Below are 20,899 nucleotides of genomic sequence, written 5' to 3' on the forward strand. Positions count from 1 at the left end.
ATAGTTGCCTTATGAAGGATAAAATAGGACAAATAATTAAGAATGTCGCAACTGCACAAGGATTGACCCAGCAGCAATTTGGAGAGAAAATTAACAGAACCAAACAAGGTGCAGCAAATATTTATAGGAGGTCTACTATTGACACGGAACTTCTTAAATCCATTAGTCGTGAATTAAATCATGACTTCTTTTCATATTATTATGAAGATGAACCTCTAAAATCCTTTCGTGACAACGAGTCGAAAGGTTGGCTCAAGCAAATCGAAAACCTACAAGAAGAACTAGCCGCAAAGGATACGCTCTTGGAGAAAAATGAGGAAATACTTTCCTTACAAAGGAAATATATTACGGAGTTAGAAGAGAAGATAGCCCGTGCAAAAGAAAGCAATTAGGTCTACCTATTTGCTTTCTTTTGCGATTTGCAATTTGCAAAATGAAGTGGGTTTTACGCATATTTACATTGCTGTATTTATGCGGTTTTCATTGCAGAAGACCTGTAGATGATTTTGAAGACTTTATTAACTGTCATCTCTGCTGACAAAAAGAGTTAATTTTTCCTGAATACGACCTAAAATTAATATCTTGCTATATATTGTGCTATCTTTGCGGTTTCGAGGGGGTTCCTGCAAGAGGAATTGATTAAACAACGGAAAAACCAAGGGGACACAACAGTTTTGTCATGAATCAAGAACTATTATATAGTCTGGAAAAACTGGATATGCTCGGAAATTCCGAGGGTGCTTCAGGCCTCGTGCCCGTAGATAAGAACGACTCCCCCGATGGTATTTCGCCCGAGGAGTTTCTCGCATTGGAGAATGCGAGAAAGTATAAGGCCCATTATGTCTATTTTAGACGGTTTGAAAATCGCCCATCCGTACCCCAGGTATATCTGTACGACTACACCAATGATCTAGGTGTCGATGAGGCGTACCTGACCGATCTTCACAGACAACTTTACAGTTCTGGATTGGTTCCGATGTTCTTTGTGTTTACAAAACAGGATGTACGGATATTCAACTGCTTCGAACAACCGGCCGAAGGCAAAAAACTGAAATATAAGCCGCTCACGACAATAAGGCTTGCCGCCAATCTTTCTGAAGCGATCGACACGCAATCCGCAGAAGATTTCAAAGCTTTTTCTGGAAGATCATTCGACAATGGTACTTTCTGGGAAAGCTCGAAATATAGTCCACAGTTTAAATTCAGCAATGGTGCATACGAAAAATTACTTACAGAGCTCAAGCAGGCATTAAAGGATATCATAGATAAAAATGTCCTTCCGGCAAACTTTGCACATCGCATTATGGTATTGTCCATACTAATCAAATATCTGGAGGAGCGGGAAGACGAAAATGGGAACAAGGTCTTTCCCAAAGATTTCTTTTCCAATTTTGCGGATAAAGCTACCCGATTCACAGATGTGCTAAACACAAAGGGAGCTTTTGCGAAACTTTTGGACTACCTCGCACGTCATTTTAACGGCGGTATATTTCAAATAGATGAGGAGGAGAGGGAAGCCATCACAAATCGTGATCTATCCAGATTTGGACAGTTTCTTCAAGGTGAGACTGAGGGAATCCAATTCGTATTTTGGCGGTTGTACTCGTTCAACGATCTGCCTGTCGAACTGATCAGCAATATCTATGAGGAGTTTTTAGGCAAGCAGCCTGGCGTTGTTTATACACCTCCCTATTTGGTCAATTTCTTATTGGATGAGGCTTTGCCCTTGACCAACGAGGAAACCGATTTTAAGATCCTCGATCCAGCCTGCGGTTCTGGGGTTTTTCTTGTTGGAGCCTACCGAAGATTGATTTATCGCTGGCGTAAGAAGAACGGTTGGGATTACCCGAGTTTAGAAACCTTAAAAAAGCTGCTTCGCGATAATATTTATGGTGTAGAATTAAAAAAAGAGGCTGCGGAACTTACCATCTTCAGTCTAAGTTTGGCTTTGTGTGACGAACTGGCTCCATTGCAGATATGGAAAGACTTAAGATTTGACGATCTGCACAAGGAGAATATCCTGCACGATGATTTCTTTGCGGCGGTCAAAGATCAGAAACTAAACAAGACTTTCGATCTGATCATAGGGAATCCTCCATTTGAAGCAAAACTTACCCCTGCAGCGGCACAGTCCGAGGCCATCAGAAGTAAAAGTAGGCTTCTGATCGATGATAAAGACAAAGAGATACAAGTCGCACTTCCTGACAACCAGATATCTTTACTCTTTCTCGAAGAATCTATAGATTTATGTAAAGAGGAAGGACTGGTGTGCCTTATTCAACCATCAGGTCCATTGCTCTATAACAACTCTTCCTTTCAATTTCGCCAAGTGATGCTAAAGAAATACAATGTCCCGCAGATCATTGATTTCACGCATATAAGCAGAGTGCTGTTTGGAAAGAATGGGGATGTGGCTACTGCTGCAATATTTGTCAAAAATGAGCCTTCAAAAAGTAAGCCCCTGCTTCACATAACCGTACGTAGAACCAAGCCACATAAAGAAAAACTTTACTTCGAACTGGATACATACGATTTTCATTATGTACCTTTTGGTTTAGCTTATAGCGATCCATTGATTTGGAAAGCCAACTTTTTGGGCGGAAATAGGCATCACCAAATAATAAAACGTCTCTCGGGATTGCCCACTTTTGGCGATTTTTTGAATGAGCAAAGTAAATTGAATAATTGGGTTTACTCGGAAGGGTTTACCGTCGCGATAAAGTCTGATTTATTAAAATTAAAAAAATTAGAGAAAGATAGGCACAATTCGGTTCAATCGCAATCTGCTTACGAAAAAGAATTAAAGAGGTTAAGTGCTGATTTCCTTACCCAAAAAAAGCACCTCCCGGTTGAAGCTTTTACATCAACTGGAATTAAAGAATCTGAAATAGACGAATCGCTTGAAGAGTATTTCTTCCATAGTAAGGGGAATCCAAAGGTATATTTATCTCCTCATCTCCTCATTAAAGAGGTTGTTGAAAATGCCTCTTTTTCCATTCCAGTCAAGTACTTAAATGAAGATATTGTTTTTAAAAATTCAATCTTCGGAATACACGCAAGTGACAAATCGGAATTATTAAAAATTCAGGAAAGGTTCGTCAATAATCAGTTGTTCTCCTACTATCTTGCGGGAACTAGCGGTAGATTTATGGTCAATAAGTCTTCCTCCCTTTTGGCGAAAGACCTCAAAAATCTGCCTTACCCAAAAGACGAAAGAGAGCTGTGGCTAAATGAATCTGAAGAAATCGTGGTTCGGGATTTCATAGAATATCTACTGGAATTTAGGAGAAATGGTGAAAAGTCAAAAATAGCCATTAGTGATGTAACAGCACAAAATCTGTTAGATTTTTCGAATAGCTTTTGTAGCGTTTTACGATCCGTGTTTAAGACCATAAACCCCGGGGAATATCTAGAAACAGATTCCTATATCTGCTTTCCGTTCTATTTTGGAGAGAAACCGATCATTGAATTCGAAGATCAGGATCAAGCAGAAAAGGCTATAGAAACACTTGTAGAGAAGAATTTGGGGATAAGTTTAAGGACGGTCAGGATCGTGCGATTGTATGAGGGTAATGTAGTCTATTTGATCAAACCTAAAAAGCTTCGTTACTGGTTGAGATCAATCGCCCTTCGTGATGCCGATGAAACTTTTTCAGATTTAAGAAAGCAGGGGTACTAATGTTAGCAGATAATTCTCCAAATATAGGCACAGGGAAAGTTACCCACGGTATAGAACTAGAGTCATCAATCAACTCGGTTGTCGAGTTTATAGAAATACACTTTGCGCAATTTTCTATGAAGGTCAAAGGAGAACTGTCTGCAAGTGAAAAATCCCTTACGGACAGATTGTGCAAATACTTAAATCGTAGCGCCGGATCTTACCCTTTCCATTTTCACCATGAAAACGTCGAAAACCTTGATTCGGGTTTAAGCCCACAAATAGATATCGGAACGATCTCACAGTACGAGCACCTTCTTATCGGAGATCGGATATACGGAGAATTTGATTCGTTCTTTTCTATAGAAGCCAAGCGACTGCCCACACCGGGACAGAAGCGAGAGAAAGAATATGTAACTGGCTACGACAAGCCTAGTGGAGGAATTGAAAGATTCAAAAAAGGAATACATGGAAAAAACCTCAAGTATTCCGCTATAATAGGTTATATCCAAGGAGAAAATCCTAACCATTGGTATCTAAGAATCAATGAATGGATTGATGAACTCATTGCCAGTTCCTCAGAAATATGGAAGAGCGAGGATAAATTGATAAAATTGGATATCAAAACAACGGGAATAGATAAGTTTATCTCGAAAAATCTAAGGTCTGAGCATAATGGTGAGCAAGATTTTATTAGCCTGTTCCACTTTTGGATAAACTTAGTCGATTGACCAATACCTTTCCCAAGAATATTTTTTTAGCATTTAACAGAAAATCCTGTACACATCACCCCATTTTCACCGCTTAGGCCACCGAGACTCAAGGGGACGGAATCGGGTCAAGGGCGCACGGTGATGGGCAAGAGTGTGAGGGTGCGTTTACACACCCTTGACCTTTCCGGCTCCGTGGGTAATTTTGCTAAAGCGGTGCAGATGGGAACAATTTCCCCCTCCCGACATGGCAACTGACTTTGTTACTTCGCAAGTGGTGTGCGCACAGCAAAACACCTCTTGCTTTCCGAACCGAAGTTCGCGTGCTTTCCGCCGTAGGAAGGAATGCACGTGTATCGCAGGGAGGAAGGGCAGTTCTATCTTTTCATCCTCTGGCTCTTTTTTCTGTGCCTGCGTTTCCGTTCCTCCTCACCCGCAACAGTCTGCTGTGCAGCCGATGCATCGAATGCAGGTTCTAACAACATTTCAAAAAGCCCCCATGCCCCTCCTGCAATGGAGGAAAGCATACTGCCAACATCCGGATATTTTTCATGGTGGATATTGGCCATAATATCATCTGTTATATGGCCCTCGTGCAGCTTCGGGTACCTTTCCATAAAACTTCCAAGGGTATGCAGCTGTGCTTTCTGCTCCATCGTTCCGTTCTTCATCATATTGGCATAACGCATCCGTTCTTTCAGCCCACGCTCAAAGTCGAACACCTCATCAAAGACGGTTTCGCCCGACTGCTTAAACGCGGTACGGTCAAACTGCCCCATTTTTCTGGAATGGGAAGTGTTCTTACCCCGCGAGGTATTCTGCGGACTGAGCTTAATTGTATTGGTTATATCCTTTCTGCTTACAATGATCTGGATATGCATCTGCTGTCCTTCCTTGCGCTCACCCCGTTGCCTCGTTCCGTTCCTGACTTCCTTGTCGTTGTGTGCATAGTATCTATGGTTCTCCAGTTTACCGAACCAGAGGAGATCTTTATGACTGTGAATATTATCCCGCTTGAAATTTTTTGCATATTCGTCCATCACCTTGACGGCAAACTCTTTCAGTTTTTCCTTGGCGCCCTCTTCCCCATAAACGGAGCAGAGGTGCGCCAGTTCTTTCTGGCTTGGACTGATGTTGAGCAGAAAGAACTTACTATCATCTTTTCCCAGTTTGGCCACGTTGCTGTCGATACCGATCCGCACCTCGTGCGGCCTGATGTCGTCCCTGTTCCCATTGAACCACTTTTCATGTTCGTCCATGCTTTTCATGTTTCGGTTCTCTTTTTCGAGATAGTTCACCAACCCGGCGGAGCTACCTTTGTTGTTTCCCGTTTCAGATGGCGTGATATTGATAAACATATTTCCCTCCTGTCATAAATTTTCTAAAGCCTGACGCACCTGTTTTGCCAGTTCCTCCTTCTTTGCGGCCGATACCGGCCAGCCTAAGGTTTCCCTTTGGGCGATATAATGCTCCAGTATCTTTCTGAAACCGGATTTCAGTTTATCCTTTTCCGCAAGCGCTACGATCAGCCGTTTCAGATCGCTGTCCAAAAGTTTGAGGTGACTGACGCTTTCCCCCACAGCCGTATTTCCCTTGAGCTGCGCTTCGGCTATCGCCTTGGTGACCGTACCCTGCAATTTTGCCAGTGTTGAGAGTTCACTGGCCATCGAATAGATCGGCACCAGCAGATCACCCTCCTGTTTACGGATAAAGGAGAGTATCCTGCTGATTCCGCTGGACAGTTCCTTTTTCAGCATTTCATCGTTCAGGTCTGCGGGATCCTTTTTGCTCTTATAGAAATAATCCACCATCTGTATCACCAGTTCCCGTTTTGTCCGTCCCAGCTTGCGTGCCAGTAACGATAACCGCTCGTCCACCTCCTTGGGGTAACGTACCGACTTGCTGTTGGGATCAATTCTGTCCATTACTACCTCCTTTGTCATCGAATATAAACCGGAACCTGCTGGCATTGGTCGGATGCCACGAAGGGATGTATTCCAGATAGCCGTACGCTACCAGCTCCGAAAGGCATTTATGGTAAGTTGTTATCGATCTGATGCGCGAAAAGCGCATCAGTCTGCTCCTGCTGGCATGGAAGAAGTCTAAAGAGCTAACAGCGTCATGGTAATAGAAAAGTGCCATGATCAGACCGATGTGTGAAGGCAACAGCCTGTTATCGCCGGTCACTTTCTCAAAGTAGGTGGTAAAAAGATGTCCCGGCATCCCCATGTGTCTATCCATTCCCATTTCCCCCTTCCATCATCCTTTGGATATCATCCCCACGGTAATAGATACTCCCACCGATCTTTTTGTAGGGCAGCGTCCCGTTGATACGGAGGTTCTGCAAAGTTCCCGGTGATATACCGAGCATCTTCCTTACCTCGGCACTGCGCAGCCACTGCCGGTCATTTTCCCTTTTCACATTTTCTCTCATGAGTTGCCTGATCTCCTCCATCATTTCCTTTTGCATCCTGCAGAGGTCGTCTTTCGTTACGATGTCTATATGCATAGTTTCCAAATTTGTTTCCGATTCGTAGCGGCCACCGATATGGGCGGTGCCACGGAACAAAATTGGGGGATATTACGAGAAGGTGGATGACCAACTGAGCCGGCTTGGTCATGTCCAGATTGTGGACGGGAAGGTTATTTTGGGTCTTTGGGCACGATCCTAAAGAGTTTTTCGTGCTCTTCGATCTTGACGCCCTTTGCGGCATCTTTGGGATCCTTTTTGACAAAATAGTTGCGGGCGGTGTCGATGGATATAGCTTTTCCCTTGTGGCTAAAGTACTTGGCAACGAGTTTGTAATAGGGGCTGTCAAAATCACTCCTCACGAGCTTTCTGCCATTTGGAAGAGACAGGTCTTTTATCTGGTGGATCAGATCCATAAAGGTGGAGAGGTGTTCGTCCTGTATCATAGCTTTGCCGGACACGTTGAACGCTTCGAGTTTCTCTAGCTTGTTCTCCAGTTCTTTGATCTTTTCATGCAGTTCAGCGATCCTGGCATCTTTTTCCTTGAGCAGGACATCACTGGGGGCAATATTCCATTTGTCCCTGGGTAAAAGGAATTTCTGAAACTCCTGTAGCTTTTCGATGTTGGACATATGCAGGGCATGTTTGGAGGAGAACGGATCCTTTCTTTCAAAATATTCTATCCTTCTGGCAACACGCTGCCAGACATGTGCAAAAAACTCCTTTTCACTGTTTCTTTCATCCCTTGCCAGATAATGATCGAGGTGGTAGCGGTAATAATCTTCGAACGAAGAAGGCTTAAGCTTATAGATCTTCAACAAAAAATGATTGTCGTCACTGCCCCTTCTCAGACCGGTCAGTACGCCCAGATCGTACGGGTGTGCATTACGCTGGAATGCTTTACGGTATTTAAAGAATTTTGACGACATAACCCAAACCTAAATAAATTCACACTTATATACAAAAAACTGTTCAGATATAAGATAATGAATTTATTTCGCTCTCCTCTGCCATAAAGGACAATCATAGAAGAGGAAATTTACTAAAAAGTTGCAAGATAGGCTCTTTAACTCATGAAATACTGGTATCTCGACCTATCTGTATATTGATATCATTATATATCGGTATATCTGGAAAAGGCTGGATGGTATACCTTGCGGTATACCAAAAACGGTCTTTACGATGCCGTTAGGCTACAAGGGTATCCCCGGAGGATACCCTAAACCCCGTTTGCAGCGCATACGGCAAGCAAAGTAGGGCTCTGCCCAACTTCCGCTTGCTCCATTCCCATCGGGGAATGGCAATTTGGCGGGACGTGCGAACAGCACGGTTTGGCCCCGCGACCAAACGGGGTGATATCCGGTGTTCCCATCGGGCGGCCCCCCCTCCGTTGGGACAAAGTTGGGGGATAAAACAGGGATATGAATGACCAAACGAGGCGGCTTGGTCATGTTCGGGGATTGAACGGGTAGATGATTAGGCGTGGTCTGCGGGGACGATGCGGAACAACTTCCTGCCATCCGGCACCTGCGAACCCTTTATCGGGGCTTCGCCCTTGCCCACGAAATAATTGCGTGCCGTATCCAATGGGGTTTCCTTGCCGCCGTGGTTGAAGTAATTCGCTATTAGCTTGTAATACGGGCTGTGGTGGTCACTTTTGAGCAGCGACCTCCCATTGGGCAGTTCCACTTCGCGCAGTTGCTGGATGAGGTCGATGAGCGTGGGCAGGTAGCCGTCTTCAACATATACTTTCTGTGAAACCCCGTATTTCGTATGCGCTTTCAACTGTTCTTCCAAATCTTGGATATGGGCTTGGAGTTCGGCTATCTTTCCGTCTTTTTCTTTCAGCAGCACATCGTTAGGTCGGATGTTCCATTTATCGCGTGTGCCGAGGTATTGTTGGAATTCGGTAAGTTTCCCGATGTTTGACAAATGCCGGGGATGCTCGGATGAGAACGGGTCCTTCCGTTCGAAATGTTCAATCCGTTTCTGCACGATATACCACACATGGGAAAGGAAATCTTTTTCGGCATCCTGACCCGAGGACAGGAAATAATTTAGGTGGTAGGTGTAATAGCACTCAAATTTGGTTTTGTCCAATCCGTAGATTTTGAGTAGAAAATGATTGTTGCCATAACCCCTCTTCAAACCAAGTATGTTGCCAACATCAAACGGATGTGGGGAAAAATCGAGGCGCTTTCTGCTTTTGAAGTAATTTAATCCCATTGTGATAATTCTTAAATCTGTAGTCACAACATCCTGTCCAACGGACTTTTGATTGCATTCAGTTGCGCATTGCCGACTTTTGCATAAAGCATCGTGGTCTTAATGTCATTGTGACCAAGTAGCTGCTGTATGAATGACATATCCGTGCCGTATTCCAGTAAATGTGTGGCGTAACTATGCCGCAAACCGTGTATCCCTATCGGCCTGTTTACCTTTGCGGCCTTCATCGCATTCTTGAACACAGCTTGGACACTGCGGACGGAATACCGCCCTCCATACTGGCCTTCAAAAAGATAAGTCTTAGGGCGATACGCTTTATAATACTCCCGTAGCAAATCCAGCACTGCGGTCGGTAGCGGTACATACCGGTCTTTCTTTCCTTTTCCCGCTTCGATGAGTACCTGCATCCGTCCACTGTCGATGTCGCTCAATTTCAGATTGACAACCTCACTTACTCGCAGCCCCATTCCGTAGCACAGTTGCAACATCAGCAAATGCTTCTGGTTTCGTACCACGTCGAATATCCGTTTTACTTCCTTTTGGCTCAACACCTTTGGCAAAGTGGATGGCTTCTTCGGCCGTGGGATTTCGGCAAAGAAGCCCGGTTTATGGAGCACCTGTTCAAAATAGAATTTGATGGCGTTGAGCCTGCTGTGCAGCTGGCTTTCTGAAATCTTCAATGTATTGATGCAATAAAGAATGTAAGCACGGAGACGGTCGTAGCCCAGCGAATCAACGGGCACATCTTTCAAAATATACAGTAGCTGTGCAAATTCGATCATGTATGTCTTTATGGTGGATGGACTATAGGCTTTCATCTGCAATATTTCTTTCATGCGTTGCAACTCCCGAGCATTTACGGGTGACAATTTGGACAACACCCCTTTGCCAACCGGTGGGATTTTCATCCCAAACAGTGTCCGGAAATGGGTGTTGTCCGGTACATACCAGCACTTTTCAGACCTACTCCACCTACCTTTCAGCGATTTGACCAAATCAATCTTTGCCCGGTCGTATTTGAAATCCATCCAAATGACTGCGGCATCCCTGTGCCTGCCGTCCCGAAAATCAAAACCAGAAAAATCGACAATTTCCATATTGCGTATTTTGTATTATCTACCAAAGCAAATCTAAGAAAGTTATACAAAATACGCAATAGATAAAATCTGATAACACCAAAGCAAGGAACTTAAAAACAACTATTTATAGAGGTAAACAGAAAGACACTTGACATCCTTGCATATAGAAGAGTATTGCGTATATTTGAGAGTTAGCTGTGATTTTAGAACGCCACACCAAAAACGAAATGAAGACAATATCGGAGATAAAATTTGACAAAATAATTAAAGATGGATTTCACGAAATCTTGAAACCTTTGGGCTTTAAGAAAAAGGCGAATAACTTTTACTTAAAACTTGACACTATCGGACAAATCATTAATGTTCAGAAAAGTGCGTTTGGAAACAAGGACAGTATCAGTTTTACTATAAACACAGGAATTTTTGTTCCTGAATATTGGCTTGCATTTTACAATTTCAGCGATATAGGACTTCCTGACTATCCTACTGAACCAGAATGTTTGATTAGAAAAAGAATTGGAGACTTGCGAAACCAACATGATACTTGGTATGACATTAAAGAGTGCACTGACGAGCAACAGCTTATTGACGAGATGAAAAAAAATTTGACAGATTTCATTTTGCCATATTTTGACCGAGTAAATAGCACAGAGAAAATGCTTCAAGAGTTAGACAAAGCAGATTTGATGATGACACCTTTGGGAAAATTAATTGTTTATGCAGAATTTAAACAGTTTGACAAAGCTAAACGAGAATACGAAGGACTACTGAATAACAAAATAAACCCACATTTCTTAATGACAGTAAAAGAGTATGGACAGAAATATGGACTTGACAAATAGAAAAACCACAGCTAACATCGTATTGGCAATAGTGGGGCTGACAGTTGTAAACTCAACATTTGTAATTCTATTGGGCATTTGTACATATGTTGGGCTGACGTTTTTCAAATGCCCCACCATCGCCAATACGTAAAACGTTATCGCTCAGTGTAAAAAAGACAACGACAGTGAACAAAATAACGACAGAAATAAAATGCCAACCGCACATTCAGGCACATTTTGCTTGCCCCAACACACGGGCGACCGCTTCGCAAGCAAAAGAGCCTGAATTTTTGCCAACGCACAGAATAAACAAGTAAATTTGAACCAAAGAAAAATATTATAATGACTTACAATTTCATAGACTTATTTGCAGGAGCAGGAGGACTTTCAGAAGGATTTATCCAAGCTGGTTTTGAGCCTATTGCTCACGTTGAAATTGAAAATTCTGCTTGTAATACTCTAAGAACAAGAGCTGCTTACCATCACTTAAAAGCTACCAACAACTATAAAATTTACATTTCTTATCTTAAAGGAGAAATAACTCGTGAGCAATTATATTTAAGTGTGCCAAAAGACATTTTGGACTCTGTTATTAACCTTCCAATTGGAGATGAACACAATGAAACTATACACCAGCAAATAAAGAAAAGCCTAGGAAAAAGAAAAGTTGATTTAATTATTGGCGGACCACCTTGCCAAGCATATTCATTGGTGGGACGGTCACGGTCTAAAACCAAAATGGAAGGTGACCCAAGAAATTACCTCTTTATTCAATATGCTGAATACTTAGAAAGATATAAGCCTAGTATGTTCGTTTTTGAAAACGTTTTGGGATTAAAGTCTGCTAAAGGTGGGCACTATCTTGAAGAAATGGAGAAGATTTTTAACAAAAAAGGCTATCAAATAAAACTGCACACGCTTGAAGCAAAAAACTTTGGAGTATTGCAAAACAGAAAACGAATTATCATACTAGGTTGGCAAAAAAACAAAAAGATTAGTATACCAAATCTGGAAGAAATTGCAATTGAAAATAATTATTTAGTTAAAGAATTGTTGGAAGATTTGCCTGTGATAAAAGCTGGTGAAGGTGTAGACAGATTTTTGAAATACAAAACCGAAACGACCGAGTACTTAAAATCTCACGCTTTACGAAATGGTATTGATATTTTAACGCAACATATTGCGAGGCCCCATAGAGAGCAAGATAAAGAAATATACAAAATTGCTGTACAGAAATGGGATAAAAAGCAAGAACGATTAAACTACAATGATTTACCAGAAAGATTAAAGACCCATCAAAATCGCACTTCATTTTTTGACAGGTTTAAAGTGGTTGCTTCTGACTTACCCTACTCGCAAACAGTAGTCGCCCATATTGCCAAAGATGGCCATTATTATATTCATCCTGATAGTAAGCAAAATAGATCAATCAGCGTAAGAGAAGCAGCGCGACTACAATCTTTTCCAGATAACTATTATTTTGAAGGAGAAAAGGAAGGAGCTAATAGAACAGCTGCTTTTAAACAAATTGGGAATGCTGTACCGCCTTTGATGGCTAAAGAAATTGCTATGGTATTAAAAAATGTTTTAGATGGAAAATAACCATAAACTCACTTTATATGTAGCTTATTACCTAGCAAGATTTGACAAAATTGCTCTCAAAAATCTTGGTTATAAAAATTGGGAATCTTCTTTTTTGGATATCAGTGACAAATTAGATGTAAAGAAACATTCCGTTCGTAATTGGCGTGATGAATTCGACCCTTTATTTGGTTATCGTGCAGGCTGGTATCAAAGACCAATGAGTCCAAGTCGAACTAATGTTGCTTTAGCACTTGAAAATTTGGAGGAGCCAGAATTAAGAGCAATTGTTGAAGATATTCTTTCTGGGAAAATTCAAGGTGATACGGAAAATCTAAATCACTTGTTGTCCATAGCAGATGAAAATTCTGATAAGGATAGAACTTCATCATTTATATTAAGAGGCCCAACAGGAAAAAAAGCTGAGCAGTTTTTTATTGAGTATCACAGATTAAATAATTTGCCTATTGCAGGTGAATTAGTTGATACAAGAGATTTAGGATGTGGGTATGATTTTGAAATAAAATCTGAATCAAATCAACATTTTATTGAAGTTAAAGGACTTGCTAATAATATAGGCGGACTTCTCTTTACAAATAAGGAATGGGAAACAGCTAAACAGGAAAGAACAAAATATACAGTTTGTCTTGTGTCTAACAACAATGATTCTCCTGAAATTTCTTTCATCAATGACCCATTTTCAAAATTAACTCCAAGAAAGAATATAATTCAAACAGTCCAAGTGCAATGGAGCGTTTCCAATAACGAATTACAAGGAATAAATGATTGACTACACCAACATACAATCAACTTCTGCAGAACCAGAAGCAAGTTCAATGATTGAAACCTTTCGTGCGATTGGTTATTCTATTGAAACCGCTATTGCTGACATTATTGATAATTCTATTACTGCAGGAGCAAAGAATATTTGGATTGATTACGATTGGAAAGGTTCAAACACAACATTATCTATTTTAGATGATGGCACTGGGATGAATAATGAACAACTCATTCAGGCTATGCGCCCTGGAAGCAAAAATCCATTAGATGAAAGAAATCGAGACGATTTAGGTCGTTTTGGTTTAGGCTTAAAGACTGCTTCATTTTCGCAATCAAGAAAATTTACTGTTTTCTCTAAAGCTAAGGGTTACAAGCCTGTTTTTTGGACTTGGGATTTGGACTTTGTCAATCAAGAAAAAGTATGGAAATTAATTAGATACATTCCTAACGAAGAAAACTGGACTAAGAAAATAGAAACTGTTGAGACAGGAACTTGTGTAATTTGGTGGGATTTGGATAGACTTACAAAGGATACTTCAGAGGACAATGAAGAAGCAAAAAGTAAGTTTTTAGGAATAATGGATTCCGTAAAATCTCACTTATCTATGGTTTTTCATAGATATATGGATGAAGGTTTGAAAATCTATTTACGTGAGAGGGAAATAAAATCTTGGGATCCATTTATGATTGGAATAGATAATTTACAAAGCAAACCCGAAACAAGATTAGAAGGTGGTTCAATAAAGATTAAAGGTTTTGTTTTACCGCATCGTTCGAAACTTTCAGCAGAACAATATAATTATGGAAAAGGTCCAAAAGATAGTTGGACAGCTCATCAAGGTTTCTATGTTTATAGAAATCGCAGATTGTTAGTTGCTGGCGATTGGCTTGGTCTTTTTAAAAAAGAAGGACATTATGACCTTTGTAGAATTCAAATTGACTTACCAAATAATTTTGATGATGACTGGCAAATTGACATCAAGAAATCTATCGCCAGACCTCCTTCAATTTACCGTGAACAAATTCTTGCACTAGCAAAAGATGTTAGAAATCAAGCTGTAGAGGTTTATAGACACAAGGGCAAGGTGCTTAAAAGAAAATTGGCACCGGATGAATATTTTCCGTTTTGGGAAGAAAGAGCCAGACACGGTAAAAGATTCTATAAAATAAATCGGAATCACCCGCTTTTAAATGAATTACTTTCTAAATCCGGCGATTTAAAAAAAGAAATTGAAAAAGTAATTCAGTTCATTGAGGAAACAATACCTGTGCCTTTAATCACGCTTCAAGAAAGCGAAAATGAAAAACCACACGGGCAACCATTTGAAGGAATAGACCACAACGCAATTAAGGAAACAATGCAAAAGCTTTTTAACGGATTTGTAGCAAGTGGTCTATCAATCGAAAAAGCAAAGGCAAGAATTCTAAATACTGAACCATATAATTTCTATCCAGAATATATTGAATTTTTAACCAATGAGTAAAAAAGACCCTATTAAGAACATCCGTCAGTTACTATCTGACAGCTCATCTTATACAAGAGAAGAAATTGAAGATGCCGTTGATGAAGTGCTTAAAATGAAGTATTTCATAAATGAAAACCGTGAAATGCTTGTAAGAAGAATTGAAGAACTTTATACAATTCGTCAAGATGAATTTAGGTCAATTGAAAAAGCTGATGAAAACTTACCTTGGTTAAATGAGAAAAGAGCTGAATTAGACTTTTCAAATGGTTTTTGGGGTAGATATAGAGAATACCTCGAAATAGAAAAGAATTTTGCACCAGAAGTTATAAATAAGCTAGATAGACTTACAGATAGCATTCTTGATAATTTATTTGATCCATCACTAAAAATCACGATAAATAAGAAAGGTTTAGTTGTTGGCCAAGTTCAATCAGGAAAAACAGCAAATTATACTGGTCTCGTTTGTAAAGCTGCTGATGCTGGATTCAAATTAATAATTATTATGGCAGGAATTCATAATAATTTAAGAAGCCAAACGCAACTTAGAATTGACGAAAGTTTTTTAGGATTTGATACGCAACATACAAGAGCTTTTGACCAGAGAAGTATTCAAATAGGTGTTGGCGACCCCTACTTTGGTTCTCCTATTGTGGCTCATTCTCTAACTTCTAGCATTGAAAAAGGTGATTTTACTCAAGGAGCGGCAAATGCCCTAGGTTTAAACTTCAATACTTCTGAACCAATTGTTGCAGTAATCAAGAAAAATCCCCACGTACTCAGAAGAATACATCAATGGCTTGCTGCTCAAGCAAATGAAGACAATGAATTAGGACGAGTAATTCGTAATAAATCACTCTTACTTATAGATGACGAAGCAGACAATGCCTCTATTAACATTTCAAATGACCCTGAAAGACAAAGTTCTATTAATGGCTGGATTACTCAAATTCTAAATCTATTTGGAAAGAATGCTTATGTTGGCTATACAGCTACTCCTTTTGCTAACATTTTTATTCCATTGGATGACCAAAATTTATTCCCGAGGAACTTTATAAAAAATATCCCAGCTCCTTCAAACTATATTGGACCAGAAAAAGTATTTGGATTTAGTCCATTAGAAGAAGATGAGGCCTCAAATACAGTTTTACCTATAGTAAACAGGATAAATGACTACAGTGGATTTGTTCCTGATAGGCATAAAAAAGATGATCAATTACCATCATCTTTACCTGAATCTTTGAAAAGGGCTATTCGTTGTTTTATAATCACTTGTGCTATTAGAAGATTAAGAGGGCAAACAACGGTTCATAACTCAATGCTTATCCACGTTTCCCGTTTTATGCGTTGGCAAGACCATATCGCAGAATTAGTTTCCAATCAATTCATTTATTACCGAAGAGGAATCGACCAAAATGATGCAGTAATATTGGATGAATTAAAATCAACATTTGAACAAGACGATAATGGTTTCAAGTCTTATGTATCGGTTTCAAAGCAAATATTAGATTCAGAACTCAAAAATTTAGATTCTCAAATTCAGGTTCATAAATGGAGTGAGGTACTACAGCATTTGAATGATGCTGCTTCACGAATTGAAGTAAAATCAATTCACGGAGGTTCAGGAGAAGCATTAGACTATTTCGACCATAAAAATGGACTTTCCGTTATTGCGGTAGGTGGCAACAAGCTTTCAAGAGGATTGACTTTGGAGGGTCTTTCAGTAAGTTATTATTTAAGAGCCTCCAGAATGTATGACACTCTTATGCAGATGGGACGTTGGTTTGGTTATAGAGGTGGGTATGTTGACTTATGCAGACTTTTTACAAGTAGAGAATTGAATGAGTGGTTCTGCCATATAACACAAGCCTCTGAAGAACTAAGAGAAGAGTTTGATTATATGTCTGATGTAGCAGGTTCAACGCCAGAACAATATGCTCTAAAAGTTAGAACGCACCCTGGAGTTCTTCAAATTTCAGCAACTAACAAAATGCGTTCTGCCATAACTGTTCAGATTTCTTGGGCAGGAAGATTGGTCGAATCTTACGAGTTTAAAAAAGATATTTCGATTATAGACAATAACCTTAGGAACACTCAAAAATTTATATCAGGGTTACCAACTAATTTTGTTCCTAAACCAAATGCTTTTGTTTGGTATGATATCCCAGCTGAACAAGTCATCAACTTTTTTGAGGGAATTCAATCCGTTGAAAACCTTAAAAAAGCAGAACCTAGGAAAATAATTCAGTTCATTACTACTCAATTGCGAAATGGAGAACTAACCGATTGGAGAGTTGCCTTAATGTCAAAACCAAATGCTAAAAACAACTCCCATTTTGTCGTTAGTAGTAATACTGTTTCTATCGGTCAATGGAAAAGGACAGAAGATGATAAGAATTCAAGTGAACAACTTTACTATTTAAGAAAATCTCATATAATAAGTCCATCTGACGAATTTGTTGATTTTACTGATGCTGAAAAATTACGAGCAATGGAATTGACCAATCTTCATAGAAAAAAAGAAGGTGACGCAATGTATCCAAATGGACAAATAGTTAGAAATGAATTAAGAGACCCAAGAAAGCCATTATTAATAATCTATTTACTCGACCCAGAAGAAAGTCTTGAAAAATATCCCCTACCAAAAGGAACCAACCCATTTGTAGGTTATGCAATAAGTTTCCCGAAAAGTAATTTTAACGCACCAGTATCTTATGCTGTCAATGAGGAGTTACTAGACAGATTTGATGTGGTTGAAGAAGATTTTGAAGATTATGGAGATGACGAAGATTGAAAATATTTGGGTTGGATTAGAGAGTGATACTTCCAATCATTCAGGTTTACTTTATAAGAGGTATTCGGCAGAGGTACTGCCTGATGTTTTTATTGCATTAAAAGCTCCAGAAAAATTAAGGTGCATTGCATTTAGAATAAGTGCAGCATTCCCATTTGATGAAAACCAATGGAATAAACTCAAAGACATCAAGATTGAAACGCTACCAGATGAAAGAGATAAATCGAAGAAATTTTTACTAATTCTTTTACTAAACAAACAGCACAAAGATATTTTCTCTACGCTTTGCGAAGATTTGATATTTGGAGTATCAGACGTGTCCACAGAACAAACCTTAGTAGAAAAACTATTGGAGCGTTTGGCTAAATGGCAGTCTTTGTTTGAAAAGGTTGGTAAACAAGGTTTATCAGACGAAGCACAAAGGGGGCTTTACGGTGAAATTTATTTTTTACGATTTTTCTTGACTAATAATTCGGATAAAAACTATTGTATTAAATCTTGGCTTGGCCCAGAAAAGTCTATTCAAGATTTTCAATACTCAAACTGGGCAGTTGAAGTAAAAACTACACACGGTAACAATCATCAAAAAATTCATATCACGAGTGAAAGACAGTTAGACGATTCCATCATTGAAAAAATATTTTTATTTCATCTTTCGCTAGATGTAAGAGTGGGAAACGGTGAATCATTGAATATACTAATTGACGAAGTTTCGGAATTATTGAATGATAACACAATGGCTTCCAACCTATTTAAGCTGAAATTATTGGAATCTGGATATTATGATATTCACAAACCTCTTTATGATGAGAGAGGTTACACTATTCGTCAAGAAAATATATACCGAGTTACGGGTAATTTCCCAAGGATAACTGAAAATCAAATCCCTATAGGTGTTGGAGATGTGAGATATTCTATTGTCCTTTCTGAATCAGAGGAATGGAGAATTAACCACCAAACTCTTTTGGGAGAAATACAATAACATTTTTATGGAAAACAAAGAATTACAAAAGTTCTATATAGACCTTCAAGAAGAAATTAACTCAAGTCTAATCTCGGAAGAAGAAGGAACAAATCCAGAACAGATTTTTACAGAGTTAGCCCTATCGTATTTATCCGAAGCAGGAGAAACAGAAAATTATCGAGTTTGCTTTGACGAAAAGATTAGTAAAAGAGGTGTTGAACATAAAATTAATGGTTACTCACTTTATGAAAATTACGAAACACTCGATTTGTTTGTAACTATATACAATGGTGATTCCACCATTCAAAGTGTTACAAAGGGTGATGCAGACAAAACAATTGAAAGAGCAGTAAAATTCTTCAGAAATGCTATTTACAAAGATTATGTGAACGAAATAGAGGAAAGTTCTGAAATATTTGATCTTGCTCAAACTCTAGCAAATGTTCCTGAGGTTAAAGAATATCTAACCAGAGTAAATATATTTTTAATAACGAATGGTGAGGTAAAATCAGATGTGAAAATTTCTGATACAATAGCTGGTTATACTATTTTTTACAGAACAATTGATATAAACTACCTTTTTAACCTTTCAGATAAATCCAGAGTGCCTATTGAAATTAACTTTGAACTAGCTGGATATAAAGTACCTTGTATTGTCAATGAAACCGAAAATTCTGATTATCAATCTTGGCTTGCGATTATTCCAGGTCTTGCCTTAGCAGATATTTATGAACAATATGGGGCTAGACTTCTGGAGCAAAATGTTCGTTCATTTCTTCAATTCACAGGTAAAATAAATAAAGGAATTCGAAATACTATTCTGAAAGAGCAGCATATGTTTATGGCATTTAATAATGGTATCGCAGCTACTGCCGAAGAAGTTACCATTACAGATTTGCCAAACAATCAAGGTAAAGCTATTGCCCAAGTAAAGGATTTTCAGATTGTAAATGGTGGACAAACTACAGCGTCAGTTTATCATACTTGGAAAAAAGATAAAGTTGATATAAGTAATGTATTTGTTCCTGTTAAACTTACTATTGTAAAAAATAGAGAGAATTTTTCTGAAATAGTTGGTCGTATTGCAGAGTATGCTAACACTCAAAATAGAGTTTCTGCTTCTGATTTAAGTTCTAACAAAGAAAATCACGTTTTAATTGAAAAACTCTCACGGACTATTTGGGCACCGCCAGTTTCAGGAGAAACTACTCAAACACGTTGGTTTTTTGAGCGTTCAAGAGGTCAGTATAAAAATGAACGAATTCGATTTGGTATTACACCATCAAAGCGAAAACAATTTGACAAGCAGAATCCAAGAAGTCAGATGTTCACTAAAGAATCTTTGGCAAAGTTTATCAACTCATACGAGGAAGTATATAATGGTAAAAAGTTGGTAATTGGACCTCATATTGTTGTTAGAGGAAGTCAGAAAAATTACGCTCAATTTCTAAATTATAATTTCAGTTTTAAGCCAGACAATATTTGGTTTGAAGATGCTATTGCAAAAGCCATTTTATTTTCATCTGCTGAAAAGGTATATGGTGTAAAACCAAATGCAATTGGCGATATGCGTTATATAACAGTTCCTTATTCATTAGCTTGGTTAGGTTATAAATTGAATTACAAACTTGATTTATACAAAATCTGGAAACATCAATCGATAAGCGACAATCTTAAGTCAAAATTACACGAGGTAATGTCTAAAATTGAGGATTACATCAAAACTAAAGCCCCTGGCTCTTTATATGGAGAGTGGGCAAAAAAAGAGGAATGTTGGAATGCAATTAAAAATGAAAGTTTTGAGATTGACCTTGAAAGTTTAAAATCTGACTTGGAAAATAAATTGACTGAAAAAAGAAAAAAGCTAACTGAGGATGAAACTCAAAAAGCTGAAAATGAAGCTTCATTGAATAGATTAAAATCAATACACGTAAAAACTTGGAAGAAAATAGAAGACTGGGGAAGAGAGACTCAAAATCTTACCCAATATCAGTATGATATGGCTTCTACTTTAAGCAGTAAAATTAGAAACAATAGAACAATTACAGACATAGAAAGGAATCAAGGAGAAGCCATTCTTAATATTGTTGCAGAAGTTAATCCAGAATTATTTTTTGATATGGATGATTTCTTTATTGAGGACAATAGTAAAAAAGTTGAAGAAGTTGAAATAACGCTTGAACTTATTGAAAGAATTGTACAATGGGACAAAAAAAATAAACGGCTTGATGCGTATAAGTATCGTTTTATGGCCGACCTTTTAGAAGGCAAAATGACACTAACGGATAGAAATAAGTTTCTAGCCAGACTTAACTTAAAAACAGTAGAGAAGTATGGATTTAGATAATTC

The 20,899-nt window shown here is 38.8% G+C and carries 17 protein-coding genes; 10 read left to right on the plus strand and 7 right to left on the minus strand.

The window, feature by feature from the left end:
- Positions 1–11: 11 nt before the first annotated feature.
- The 3 genes from CRJ00_RS08455 (at position 12) to CRJ00_RS08465 (ending at position 4,389) form a co-directional block, all read left to right on the plus strand.
- Entirely contained in the window at positions 12–392 is a 381-nt protein-coding gene (locus tag CRJ00_RS08455) for a hypothetical protein (RefSeq protein ID WP_099366438.1), read from the plus strand.
- Positions 393–679: 287 nt separating this feature from the next.
- Positions 680–3,679 (plus strand): HsdM family class I SAM-dependent methyltransferase, encoded by a 3,000-nt coding sequence (locus tag CRJ00_RS08460; RefSeq protein ID WP_099366439.1) that lies wholly within the window; start codon positions 680–682, stop codon positions 3,677–3,679.
- The gene (locus CRJ00_RS08465) at positions 3,679–4,389 is read left to right on the plus strand and encodes a hypothetical protein (RefSeq protein ID WP_099366440.1); all 711 of its coding nucleotides are present in this window, start codon (positions 3,679–3,681) and stop codon (positions 4,387–4,389) included. Before CRJ00_RS08460 ends, CRJ00_RS08465 begins: the two co-directional genes overlap by 1 nt.
- 356 nt (positions 4,390–4,745) lie before the next feature.
- On the opposite strand, the gene CRJ00_RS08470 is transcribed toward CRJ00_RS08465, so the two are convergent.
- The 7 genes from CRJ00_RS08470 to CRJ00_RS08495 form a co-directional block, all read right to left on the minus strand.
- The gene (locus CRJ00_RS08470) at positions 4,746–5,726 is read right to left on the minus strand and encodes a DUF5712 family protein (protein WP_099366441.1); all 981 of its coding nucleotides are present in this window, start codon (positions 5,724–5,726) and stop codon (positions 4,746–4,748) included.
- Positions 5,727–5,738: 12 nt separating this feature from the next.
- The gene (locus CRJ00_RS08475; RefSeq protein WP_099366529.1) at positions 5,739–6,293 is read right to left on the minus strand and encodes a BfmA/BtgA family mobilization protein; all 555 of its coding nucleotides are present in this window, start codon (positions 6,291–6,293) and stop codon (positions 5,739–5,741) included.
- Positions 6,280–6,609, minus strand: a complete 330-nt coding sequence (locus CRJ00_RS18605; RefSeq protein ID WP_144038130.1) for a hypothetical protein — start codon at positions 6,607–6,609, stop codon at positions 6,280–6,282. Before CRJ00_RS18605 ends, CRJ00_RS08475 begins: the two co-directional genes overlap by 14 nt.
- A complete protein-coding gene (locus tag CRJ00_RS08480; protein WP_099366442.1) occupies positions 6,602–6,877 on the minus strand; it encodes a helix-turn-helix domain-containing protein in 276 nt (91 codons plus the stop codon). The genes CRJ00_RS18605 and CRJ00_RS08480 overlap by 8 nt, the downstream gene beginning before the upstream one ends.
- 134 nt (positions 6,878–7,011) lie before the next feature.
- On the minus strand, positions 7,012–7,767 hold the full coding sequence (locus CRJ00_RS08485; RefSeq protein WP_099366443.1) for a hypothetical protein: 756 nt from the start codon (positions 7,765–7,767) through the stop codon (positions 7,012–7,014).
- A gap of 547 nt (positions 7,768–8,314) precedes the next feature.
- Positions 8,315–9,064, minus strand: coding sequence for a hypothetical protein (locus tag CRJ00_RS08490; protein ID WP_099366444.1), 750 nt, complete (start codon positions 9,062–9,064; stop codon positions 8,315–8,317).
- Between the two features lie 23 nt (positions 9,065–9,087).
- Entirely contained in the window at positions 9,088–10,161 is a 1,074-nt protein-coding gene (locus CRJ00_RS08495) for a tyrosine-type recombinase/integrase (protein ID WP_099366445.1), read from the minus strand.
- 209 nt (positions 10,162–10,370) lie between these two features.
- On the opposite strand from CRJ00_RS08495, the gene CRJ00_RS08500 reads away from it, so the two are divergent.
- From CRJ00_RS08500 to CRJ00_RS08530, 7 genes are all read left to right on the plus strand, one after another.
- A complete protein-coding gene (locus tag CRJ00_RS08500; RefSeq protein WP_099366446.1) occupies positions 10,371–10,985 on the plus strand; it encodes a DUF4304 domain-containing protein in 615 nt (204 codons plus the stop codon).
- A gap of 324 nt (positions 10,986–11,309) precedes the next feature.
- Entirely contained in the window at positions 11,310–12,569 is a 1,260-nt protein-coding gene (locus CRJ00_RS08505; RefSeq protein WP_099366447.1) for a DNA cytosine methyltransferase, read from the plus strand.
- Positions 12,559–13,338, plus strand: a complete 780-nt coding sequence (locus CRJ00_RS08510; protein ID WP_099366448.1) for a DUF3883 domain-containing protein — start codon at positions 12,559–12,561, stop codon at positions 13,336–13,338. Before CRJ00_RS08505 ends, CRJ00_RS08510 begins: the two co-directional genes overlap by 11 nt.
- Complete coding sequence (locus CRJ00_RS08515; RefSeq protein WP_099366449.1) at positions 13,331–14,812, plus strand: ATP-binding protein; 1,482 nt, start codon at positions 13,331–13,333, stop codon at positions 14,810–14,812. Before CRJ00_RS08510 ends, CRJ00_RS08515 begins: the two co-directional genes overlap by 8 nt.
- Entirely contained in the window at positions 14,805–17,585 is a 2,781-nt protein-coding gene (locus CRJ00_RS08520; protein ID WP_099366450.1) for a Z1 domain-containing protein, read from the plus strand. The genes CRJ00_RS08515 and CRJ00_RS08520 overlap by 8 nt, the downstream gene beginning before the upstream one ends.
- A complete protein-coding gene (locus CRJ00_RS08525; protein ID WP_180268455.1) occupies positions 17,566–18,567 on the plus strand; it encodes a PD-(D/E)XK motif protein in 1,002 nt (333 codons plus the stop codon). Before CRJ00_RS08520 ends, CRJ00_RS08525 begins: the two co-directional genes overlap by 20 nt.
- 7 nt (positions 18,568–18,574) lie before the next feature.
- The gene (locus CRJ00_RS08530; RefSeq protein ID WP_099366452.1) at positions 18,575–20,896 is read left to right on the plus strand and encodes an AIPR family protein; all 2,322 of its coding nucleotides are present in this window, start codon (positions 18,575–18,577) and stop codon (positions 20,894–20,896) included.
- Positions 20,897–20,899 lie beyond the last annotated feature (3 nt).

Source organism: Sphingobacterium sp. 1.A.4 (genome assembly GCF_002734245.1).
Taxonomy (GTDB): Bacteria; Bacteroidota; Bacteroidia; order Sphingobacteriales; family Sphingobacteriaceae; genus Sphingobacterium; species Sphingobacterium tenebrionis.

What these genes read in the sequence shown, in the direction of transcription:
- CRJ00_RS08520 (WP_099366450.1), top strand. Translation starts at nt 14,805, where the DNA reads ATGAGTAAAAAAGACCCTATTAAGAACATCCGTCAGTTACTATCTGAC.
- CRJ00_RS08455 (WP_099366438.1), top strand. Translation starts at nt 12, where the DNA reads ATGAAGGATAAAATAGGACAAATAATTAAGAATGTCGCAACTGCACAA.
- CRJ00_RS18605 (WP_144038130.1), bottom strand. Translation starts at nt 6,609, where the DNA reads ATGGATAGACACATGGGGATGCCGGGACATCTTTTTACCACCTACTTT.
- CRJ00_RS08495 (WP_099366445.1), bottom strand. Translation starts at nt 10,161, where the DNA reads ATGGAAATTGTCGATTTTTCTGGTTTTGATTTTCGGGACGGCAGGCAC.
- CRJ00_RS08460 (WP_099366439.1), top strand. Translation starts at nt 680, where the DNA reads ATGAATCAAGAACTATTATATAGTCTGGAAAAACTGGATATGCTCGGA.
- CRJ00_RS08480 (WP_099366442.1), bottom strand. Translation starts at nt 6,877, where the DNA reads ATGCATATAGACATCGTAACGAAAGACGACCTCTGCAGGATGCAAAAG.
- CRJ00_RS08500 (WP_099366446.1), top strand. Translation starts at nt 10,371, where the DNA reads ATGAAGACAATATCGGAGATAAAATTTGACAAAATAATTAAAGATGGA.
- CRJ00_RS08470 (WP_099366441.1), bottom strand. Translation starts at nt 5,726, where the DNA reads ATGTTTATCAATATCACGCCATCTGAAACGGGAAACAACAAAGGTAGC.
- CRJ00_RS08530 (WP_099366452.1), top strand. Translation starts at nt 18,575, where the DNA reads ATGGAAAACAAAGAATTACAAAAGTTCTATATAGACCTTCAAGAAGAA.
- CRJ00_RS08465 (WP_099366440.1), top strand. Translation starts at nt 3,679, where the DNA reads ATGTTAGCAGATAATTCTCCAAATATAGGCACAGGGAAAGTTACCCAC.
- CRJ00_RS08525 (WP_180268455.1), top strand. Translation starts at nt 17,566, where the DNA reads ATGGAGATGACGAAGATTGAAAATATTTGGGTTGGATTAGAGAGTGAT.
- CRJ00_RS08505 (WP_099366447.1), top strand. Translation starts at nt 11,310, where the DNA reads ATGACTTACAATTTCATAGACTTATTTGCAGGAGCAGGAGGACTTTCA.
- CRJ00_RS08485 (WP_099366443.1), bottom strand. Translation starts at nt 7,767, where the DNA reads ATGTCGTCAAAATTCTTTAAATACCGTAAAGCATTCCAGCGTAATGCA.
- CRJ00_RS08515 (WP_099366449.1), top strand. Translation starts at nt 13,331, where the DNA reads ATGATTGACTACACCAACATACAATCAACTTCTGCAGAACCAGAAGCA.
- CRJ00_RS08475 (WP_099366529.1), bottom strand. Translation starts at nt 6,293, where the DNA reads ATGGACAGAATTGATCCCAACAGCAAGTCGGTACGTTACCCCAAGGAG.
- CRJ00_RS08490 (WP_099366444.1), bottom strand. Translation starts at nt 9,064, where the DNA reads ATGGGATTAAATTACTTCAAAAGCAGAAAGCGCCTCGATTTTTCCCCA.
- CRJ00_RS08510 (WP_099366448.1), top strand. Translation starts at nt 12,559, where the DNA reads ATGGAAAATAACCATAAACTCACTTTATATGTAGCTTATTACCTAGCA.